Raw genomic sequence first — 8833 nt, 5'->3', positions numbered from 1 at the left:
TGCCTAATAAGTTCTATTGGCCGCTGGAGGATGGTGCAACTGTAGCACATTCCTCTCTGGTCAGCCCTATCGCTGTACCAGTTCATACATTATTTTTAGGATAATAAGTTTTTCCAGCTCACCAATTTCCCGATAATAGCCTCTAGATCACTTGCATTTACGCGTTCTTGCTCCATGCTATCTCTATGTCGGATGGTAACCGTATTATCTTCTAATGTTTGATGATCAACGGTGATACAAATTGGTGTACCAATCGCATCTTGCCGGCGGTATCTTTTTCCTATCGAATCTTTCTCATCATACTGTAAGTTGAAATCTAGCTTCAAAAGGTCCATTATTTCACGTGCTTTTTCAGGCAAACCATCTTTTTTAGTTAATGGAAATACTGCAGCTTTTACTGGGGCTAAGCATGGATGTAGGTGTAATACTGTTCTTGAATCTTGTTTTTCTTCAGTACTTAAATCCTGCTCCTCAAAGGCATTGCAAAGTGTTAGAAGGAACATTCTATCAAGGCCGATGGAGGTTTCAATTACATAAGGAACATAATTTTTATTCTCTACTGTGTCGAAATATTGTAGTTTCTTGTTTGAGAATTTCTCGTGCTGGCTTAAATCAAAATCCGTACGGCTGTGAATTCCTTCCACTTCTTTAAATCCGAATGGGAATTCAAATTCAATATCGACCGCCGCATTGGCATAATGGGCTAATTTTACATGGTCGTGGAAACGGTATTTTTCTTGCGGCGTACCGATAGCTAGATGCCATTTCAATCTTGATTCTTTCCAATGGTTATACCATTCCATCTCGGTTCCAGGTTTTACAAAAAACTGCATTTCCATCTGTTCGAACTCACGCATACGCATGATAAACTGACGTGCAATAACCTCATTACGGAACGCTTTACCAATTTGTGCAATCCCGAAAGGGATGCGCATTCTTCCTGATTTTTGTACATTTAGGAAATTTACAAATATGCCTTGTGCGGTCTCAGGTCGGAGATAAACCTCGTCAGCACCTTCGGCCATAGCGCCCATTTGCGTAGAAAACATCAGGTTAAACTGTCTTACATCGGTCCAGTTTCTGGTTCCAGAAATAGGACAAACAATTTCATGCTGATCAATTAATTCTTTTAATGCCGGTAAATTATCAGCTTCTAGCGCTTCATCCATTGCAGCTTGTAATTTTTCTGCTTTCTCTGATTTGCCGTCTTTAATATAACGTGCTATTTTATCTTCAATTAGATTGTCGGCACGATAACGTTTTTTCGAATCTTTATTATCAATCATTGGATCAGCGAAACCATCCACATGGCCGCTGGCTTTCCAAATTTTAGGATGCATAAATATTGCGGAGTCGATGCCAACGATATTTTCGTTCATCTGCACCATGCTCTTCCACCAATAAGTCTTGATATTATTTTTTAGCTCTGATCCAAGCTGCCCATAATCATATACAGCACTTAAACCATCATATATTTCACTCGACTGGAATACAAAACCATATTCCTTTGTGTGGGAAACTACATTCTTAAAAAGTTCGTCGTTGTTTTTGCTCATAACAATGCAAAGATAGTATAGGAAATTAATTTTATAGGATATTTTTATGTTCTGCGAGTATGAAGCTTCTTTTTTTTAACTCTTTATTAATTGCTGAGTTTATTAGTTTAAGCCATAGGCTTAAAAATCTATTATTATTATTAATTATTAACTTTGCCACATGAGCATTGAAGTAAAAGATCTCTGTAAAATTTATGGTAGTCAAAAGGCAATTGATGGAATTACATTCAACGCCTTTCCGGGCAGTGTTTTAGGTTTTTTGGGACCCAATGGGGCAGGTAAATCTACTACTATGAAGATTCTGACCTGTTTTATTCCTCAGACTTCCGGTACTGCTCGTGTTTGTGGCTTTGATGTGAGTTCAGATTCAATGGAAGTGCGCCGAAACATCGGTTACCTTCCCGAGCATAATCCGCTTTACTTGGATATGTATGTAAGAGAATCGCTTGCTTTTATTGGAGCTATTCATCAGATTAATCAGACAGAAAAACGAATTGCTGAAGTGATTGAACTCTGCGGATTGGGTAATGAGCAGAATAAGAAATTAGGGGCTTTGTCTAAGGGTTATCGCCAGCGTGCGGGACTTGCTCAGGCGATATTTGCAGATCCTAAGGTGCTGATTTTAGATGAGCCTACCTCTGGACTGGACCCCAATCAGGTAATAACCATCAGGGCATTAATTAAGGATCTTGCCAAAACCAAAACAGTAATTTTATCGACCCACATTATGCAGGAGGTAGAGGCAATTTGTGAGCAGGTAATCATTATCAATCAGGGTAAAATCGTTGCGGATGATAATTTAGGGGATTTAAGAAAGAATCATGGAAATAAAAGCCTTGAAGATATTTTTATTCATCTTACGGCATCAAATGACCAATAATATACACTATTTTAAAGAATTTTACAAATAAATTATTCATAAGTGATTAGTATCTTTTTTAAAGAATTAAGCGGTTTTTTCACCTCAATGGTTGCCTATATGACGATGGCGGCTTTTTTGCTGGTTTGCGGACTATTTCTTTGGGTTTTTCCTGAATCAAGTATTTTGGATTATGGCTATGCGGGTTTAGATAGTTTTTTCAATATCGCTCCTTATTTATTTATCTTTTTAATTCCTGCCATCAGCATGCGCTCTTTGGCCGAGGAAAAGAAAGATGGAACATTTGAGCTCCTCGCTACTCGACCATTAAGTGATTGGGATATTGTTTTGGGTAAATTCTTTGCCTGTTTGGCGATCGCGATTATTACGCTCATTCCTACGCTCATTTATTATTTCAGTGTTTATCAATTAGGAATTACAAAAGGAAATATAGATACTGGCGCTGTAATTGGATCTTATATTGGTTTGGTTTTATTGGCATCGGCATTTACAGCTATTGGCTTATTTACATCTTCATTAGGAAAAAACCAGATTATTGCTTTCACACTAGCTGTTGTACTCAGCTATTTTTCTTTCAGTGGCTTTGATTCTATCAGTTCCATTATCTCTTTGCAAGGTATTGCAAGTGTTTTAACTGCTTTTGGCATCAATGAGCATTATCAATCTTTGAGTAGGGGTGTTCTAGATAGCCGCGATCTTATCTATTTTTTGAGCTTTTCTACACTGTTTTTAGTATTTACCAAAACTAAATTGGGGAGCAGGAAATGGTAAATCAAAGAAAAAAAGATTTGCGTAATCTTGCGCTATTTATTATTGCAATAGTCTTGTTTAATAGTGTGTCATCTAATTTTTTTACGCGCTTCGACTTTACCGCCGAAAAGCGTTATACACTTTCGCCACTTACTAAAAGTATATTAACAAGTTTAAAGGAGCCGGTACAAATTACGGTTTATCTGGAGGGCGAATTCCCTGCCGGCTTTAAGCGCTTGAGGAATAGTACAGAAGACCTTTTACGGGATTTCGATTCTTATGCCGGTAAAAACCTTCACTTTGACTTCGTCATTCCTTTGTCCGGCGATCAAAAATCTCAGGAGGAAGCTTATCAGCGATTATTGGAAATGGGTATTGAACCCACTCAACTAAGTGTAAAAACTGAAGATGGGATGTCTCAAAAAATGATTTATCCACTTGCTTTAATCACTTATAAGGGGCTTCAGGTTCCTGTAAAACTATTGCAAACCAAGGCAGGTGTTAGTCCCGAAGAGGTTTTAAACAATTCTATACAAAATCTAGAATATGCCTTTGCTAGTGCAATTAAGAAGCTGAGCGTTGGTGGATCCATCCGCATTGGCTTTACCGAGGGGCATGGCGAACTAAATGATTTACAGCTAAATGATGCGATTCAATCTCTAGGTGATTCATATGAAGTGGGTAGGGTTGATTTGCAAACTATTCCTGTTGAGGGATTAGACCAACTAAAAGTGTTGATTATTGCTAAGCCTGAAACAGCTTTTTCTGAAGCTGAAAAGTTTAAAATCGATTATTTTGTTAGAAATGGTGGGAGCTTAATTTGGTCGATTGATCAGGTGAGTGCGGAGCTAGATAGTTTACGTGGAGCGGGAGAGCAGCTTGCCTTTCCTAAAAAGCTGGGCTTGGATGATATCTTATTTAAATATGGTGTTCGATTAAATTATGATCTGATTGCAGACATGAATGCGGCTCAAATACCCTTAAATGTAGGGGCAGTTGGTGGGCAATCACAAATTGAGCTATTGCCATGGTTATTTTACCCCATTTTTGTTCCAGTTTCTACTCATCCTATTGTTAAAAATTTAGATGGGATAAAATCCGAATTTTCGAGTACAATTGATTTAATAGCTGTAAAAAATGTGCGTGCTGAAGTTATTCTTGCTTCATCACCTTTTAGCCGTACCGTGAAAACCCCTACGGTGCTTTCTCTGCAAATGGTTGAGCAAGAGCCTGATCCAGCATTATTTCAAAATGCGCCAATGCCTGTAGGTGTTCTTTTAGAAGGAGAATTTCCGTCAAACTTCAAGAATCGACCTATTCCAGAAGGAATTCCAGGTAATATTACAATTCCTGGAAAGGCCAAACCCGCTAAAATGATGGTGCTTGCAGATGGCGATTTTTTTAAAAATCAGGTCAATAATAGTGATGGCTCGCCTTATCCACTAGGTTTTGATCGGTTTACGCCAGATCAGCAATTTGCTAATAAAAGCTTTTTGCTTAATACTGTGGATTATCTAGTGGATGATTCAGGGATTATCGGCCTTAGAAACAAGGAAATAAAATTAAGACTACTTGATCGAGCAAGAATAAGGCAAGAAAAAACTTTTTGGCAGATAATTAATATAGCTTTACCATTATTTGTTATATTTTTAGCTGGTATTTTTCAACATTACTATCGTATTAGAAAGTATACACGTTAAATTGTTTATTTTTGAACGGTATAAATTCACAATCTTTATTTATTGAAGGTGAATTAAGCTGATTGGGAAAACCAAAAAGCTTTACTATTATTGTTTTTCAGATATTTGTATATGAGATTTATAGTTTCAACTTCCACATTATTAAAGCAGCTACAGGCTGTTAACGGTGCTTCGAGCAGCAGTACGGTATTACCAATTCTAGAAAATTTCTTGTTTGAAATTAAGGATGGTGTACTAACGGTTTCTGCCACCGATTTGCAGACCAGCATGACCACATCTCTTGCTGTTGAGTCCAAAGAAGATGGCAAGGTGGCTATTCCATCTAAAATTCTTTTAGAAACACTTAAAACCTTGCCTGATCAGCCTATTTCTTTTTCTGTGGATGATAAAACATTTGCTATTGAGATTAATGCTGGTGATGGAAAGTATAAGCTTAGCGGTGAAAATGGCGAAGACTTCCCTAAAATCCCAGTAGTTGAAAATCCTTCATCGGTATCAATGCCTGCATCAGTTTTGTCGGAAGCAATTAATAAAACTTTATTTGCAGTTAGCAGTGATGAATTACGTCCAGCAATGACAGGTGTTTACTGTCAGCTAAGTCCGCAGCACATAACCTTCGTAGCTACAGATGCACATAAACTGGTAAGATACCGCCGTTTAGATACAAAATCTGAAGCTCCAGCAAATTTCATCCTGCCTAAAAAAGCCCTGACTTTATTAAAAGCTTCACTTCCATCTGATGATTTGAGTGTGGCTGTTGAATACAATAGCACGAGTGCTTTCTTCAGGTTTGGTAATATTAACTTGATTTGTAGATTAATTGATGAGCGTTACCCTGATTATGAGGCAGTTATTCCAACAAATAACCCAAATAAATTAGTTTTGGATAGAGCACTATTTTTGAATTGTCTTCGTCGTGTGGTGATATTTGCAAACAAAACAACCCATCAAGTACGTTTGAAAATTACAGGTAGTGAGTTGAATATATCTTCTGAGGATGTTGATTTCTCAAATGAAGCTCATGAACGATTAACTTGTCAGTATGAAGGTGAGGATATGGAAATTGGATTCAATGCCAAGTTCTTAATTGAAATGTTAAATAACCTTAGCGGTGAAGAAGTTTTGCTTGAAATGAGCAGTCCTAACCGTGCCGGATTATTAATGCCACAAACACATGACGATGCGGAAGACGTATTGATGCTAGTGATGCCTGTGATGTTAAATACATACTCTTAATTAATTACCCTTATTTATAATTTAAATAGCCTGGCAATTTGCTGGGCTATTTAACTATTGGGACAAATAGTATTTTTTTTTCTAGATTTTTTCCTTTGATTTTAAGGATACAAATTAGCTCTATTTTCTAGTTTTTAATTCCATCCATCATTGTTAAGCAATTTAAATAGAAAATGAGGTCATTATCCTCCAAATTTTCTACTTTTGTACCATATTTAACAATCACCTTGGAACTTTTACAGCAACTTTTAGATTTTATTCTTCATATAGATAAACACTTAATAGAAATTGTTCAGGAATATCGTACCTGGACCTATTTGATTTTATTTCTAATAATTTTTGCTGAAACAGGTTTTGTTGTTACTCCATTTTTACCTGGAGATTCCTTGCTCTTTGCCGCTGGTGCAATCATTGCAAATCCAGATAGTGGGTTAAATATTTTTTTAATGTGCATTTTGCTGATTATTGCAGCAATTTCAGGCGATCTTGTCAACTATCATATCGGTAATTATGTTGGTCCGATAGCCTTTAGTGGCAAGTATAAATTACTCAAAAAGGAATACCTCGATAAAACGCAGGCTTTTTATGAAAAACATGGCGGGAAAACTATTATTTATGCCCGTTTTGTTCCAATTATCCGCACTTTTGCTCCTTTCGTTGCAGGAATAGGTACAATGAGCTATTCCCGATTTGCCCTCTATAATGTTTCTGGTGCTATATTTTGGGTAACATCCTTTTTATTTATAGGTTATTTTTTTGGTGGTCTCCCAATTATCAAGAATAATTTCACTTATGTCATTTTTGGCATCATCATTCTTTCTGTTCTTCCACCGGTTATTGAAGTAATTAGAGAGAAATATAAGTCTAAGTCTTAAGCCTACATCACTAAACAATTACCTGCTCAAATAATTTTTATTTGAATTTCTTTTACATTTTTAATACTAAGATTTGGAAACTTTAAGTAATATCATCGATTCTCTTTTACATATTGATCAATACCTCGTTCAAATCGTTAGAGATTACCGAACGTGGACTTATCTAATTATATTCCTTGTAATTTTTGCTGAGACGGGTTTTGTAGTTACCCCATTTCTGCCAGGCGATTCTTTGTTATTTGCTGTAGGCGCATTAATTGCAAAGGGAGACACCGGTTTGAATATTTACATTATGGGTTTATTGCTTATTGCTGCGGGTATTAGTGGTAATACAGTTAATTACTTCTTGGGTAGTTTTTTGGGTCCCAAAGTTTTTAAGCCTGAAAATCGAATACTTAAGGTTGAATATTATAATAAAACTAAAGATTACTTCAATAAAAAGGGAGGTAACATGTTAATATTCAGTCGTTTTATGCCGATTTTTAGAACGTTTGCACCATTTGTTGCTGGGATTGGAAAAATGAAGTTTATTCATTTTACTTATTATAATGTAGTAGGAGGTGTTTTGTGGATTGTGAGCTTTTTGGGTATAGGCTTTATATTTGGCAATATTCCCATAATAAAGAATAATTTCACTTATGTAATGTTAGTCATTATTGTATTAACGCTATTGCCTGCAATTATTGCGGCTATTAAAGCTAAAAAATCGATGGGGGAGGAGAATTCTTAGTTGTCTTCTCTGCCAATAATTATTCCCTTTTTATAGAGGTCTGCTTCTTTTTGCTGCTTTCTTTTTTCATCAGCACTTAATTTGCTACTTATAAAATTATTCAATTTTGGCTGGCCTGCATCTACCCAGGCGCTATACCAATAGCTCCCTGTCATTAAAATAGACGCCTGCATGCGCTTTTCTACCATATTATTTAGTGATTTGTGATAGGCAGCAGAAAATTGTTCTGAATATTGTCTTTCTACACGACCATTGCGCTCGCTATAACTGAATTTTCGATCGGATGGTATTTTTTTACTCAGCCTTGCTTCTATTATCAAAACAGAATCAAGGTAGGAGTGTGATTTCTTTACAATTTCCCAGGCTGATTCCAAAGGATTATCAATGTATAGTGCTCTGCCAACCATAAAATCATAGTTTGATGAAAATAATTCAGGCAATCTACTTTCCCAGAAACCATGTATACCTATTTGTCCGCTAAGCTGCCCATTATAATTTTCAGTGGTATGAAGTGGAACATGTGCATCCGAAATATAGTGCCCAAGATCGGCAGAAGATCTTAATATTCGAATGGAATCACGCAATTGGAAAGCCTTTACTAAGGAATAATATGTTCTTTCAATCTGCCAAGGCACTATTCCGTTCTCCTGTAGTGTTTTGATTCCATATTTAGCCTCTGCATCTTTCCATTTTTTAGGGATGCTATCAAAGGGGTTTTTGCCATAGCGATCGGCATCAATAAAATGTCGGGATGCTTCTGCAGTATCTGCATAACGACGTTTATCAGGGTCTACCGCATGTTCTGCAATAAATAAAATATTGTTTTTGTAAAAACGGATCATCTCAGTTGGCAAGGTAAATACCGCTAATCTATTAATCTTCTGATGGGCAAAAAATCCCCATGAAGTAATGGTTAGGCTGATAAAAACAATGGAAATCAAGAATGGAGTTTTTCTCATCATATTCGAATTTATTTCAATCAATTTAGACTAGTCTAGCATTAGTTTCAAATAAATTTATTGAGCGGTCATTTTTCCGATTGAACGGACATTTAGCCTTAATTTTAATGAAAAGTTCATTTATTAGAAAATTAATTGACAGCTAAA

Annotated in this window: 8 protein-coding genes; 6 read left to right on the top strand and 2 right to left on the bottom strand. The window is 36.3% G+C overall.

Annotation, left to right across the window (positions count from 1 at the left end):
* Positions 1-95: 95 nt before the first annotated feature.
* Positions 96-1556: a glycine--tRNA ligase gene (locus ACILQF_RS07385; protein WP_395626775.1), complete on the bottom strand. Its 1461-nt coding sequence runs from the start codon at positions 1554-1556 to the stop codon at positions 96-98.
* Positions 1557-1716: 160 nt separating this feature from the next.
* On the opposite strand from ACILQF_RS07385, the gene ACILQF_RS07380 reads away from it, so the two are divergent.
* The 6 genes from ACILQF_RS07380 (at position 1717) to ACILQF_RS07355 (ending at position 7727) form a co-directional block, all read left to right on the top strand.
* Positions 1717-2436 (top strand): ATP-binding cassette domain-containing protein, encoded by a 720-nt coding sequence (locus tag ACILQF_RS07380; RefSeq protein WP_395626774.1) that lies wholly within the window; start codon positions 1717-1719, stop codon positions 2434-2436.
* Positions 2437-2478: 42 nt separating this feature from the next.
* The gene (gene gldF, locus ACILQF_RS07375) at positions 2479-3207 is read left to right on the top strand and encodes a gliding motility-associated ABC transporter permease subunit GldF (protein ID WP_395626773.1); all 729 of its coding nucleotides are present in this window, start codon (positions 2479-2481) and stop codon (positions 3205-3207) included.
* Positions 3201-4886, top strand: coding sequence for a gliding motility-associated ABC transporter substrate-binding protein GldG (gldG, locus tag ACILQF_RS07370; protein WP_395626772.1), 1686 nt, complete (start codon positions 3201-3203; stop codon positions 4884-4886). Before gldF ends, gldG begins: the two co-directional genes overlap by 7 nt.
* A gap of 111 nt (positions 4887-4997) precedes the next feature.
* Entirely contained in the window at positions 4998-6122 is a 1125-nt protein-coding gene (gene dnaN, locus ACILQF_RS07365; RefSeq protein ID WP_395626771.1) for a DNA polymerase III subunit beta, read from the top strand.
* Positions 6123-6349: 227 nt separating this feature from the next.
* Positions 6350-6997: a DedA family protein gene (locus ACILQF_RS07360; protein WP_395626776.1), complete on the top strand. Its 648-nt coding sequence runs from the start codon at positions 6350-6352 to the stop codon at positions 6995-6997.
* 73 nt (positions 6998-7070) lie between these two features.
* A complete protein-coding gene (locus ACILQF_RS07355) occupies positions 7071-7727 on the top strand; it encodes a VTT domain-containing protein (RefSeq protein ID WP_395626770.1) in 657 nt (218 codons plus the stop codon).
* Here the strand turns inward: ACILQF_RS07355 and ACILQF_RS07350 are convergent.
* The gene (locus tag ACILQF_RS07350) at positions 7724-8689 is read right to left on the bottom strand and encodes a zinc dependent phospholipase C family protein (RefSeq protein ID WP_395626769.1); all 966 of its coding nucleotides are present in this window, start codon (positions 8687-8689) and stop codon (positions 7724-7726) included. The two genes, ACILQF_RS07355 and ACILQF_RS07350, sit on opposite strands and share 4 nt — an antisense overlap.
* Between the last annotated feature and the right edge of the window lie 144 nt (positions 8690-8833).

Origin of the sequence: Daejeonella sp. (assembly GCF_044232565.1) — a bacterium.
GTDB lineage: Bacteria > Bacteroidota > Bacteroidia > Sphingobacteriales > Sphingobacteriaceae > Daejeonella.
This window is presented reverse-complemented; position numbering and strand designations above follow the sequence as displayed.

Coding starts and splice junctions, on each gene's coding strand:
- ACILQF_RS07385 (WP_395626775.1), bottom strand. CDS start 1,556: ATGAGCAAAAACAACGACGAACTTTTTAAGAATGTAGTTTCCCACACA.
- ACILQF_RS07380 (WP_395626774.1), top strand. CDS start 1,717: ATGAGCATTGAAGTAAAAGATCTCTGTAAAATTTATGGTAGTCAAAAG.
- gldG (WP_395626772.1), top strand. CDS start 3,201: ATGGTAAATCAAAGAAAAAAAGATTTGCGTAATCTTGCGCTATTTATT.
- dnaN (WP_395626771.1), top strand. CDS start 4,998: ATGAGATTTATAGTTTCAACTTCCACATTATTAAAGCAGCTACAGGCT.
- ACILQF_RS07350 (WP_395626769.1), bottom strand. CDS start 8,689: ATGATGAGAAAAACTCCATTCTTGATTTCCATTGTTTTTATCAGCCTA.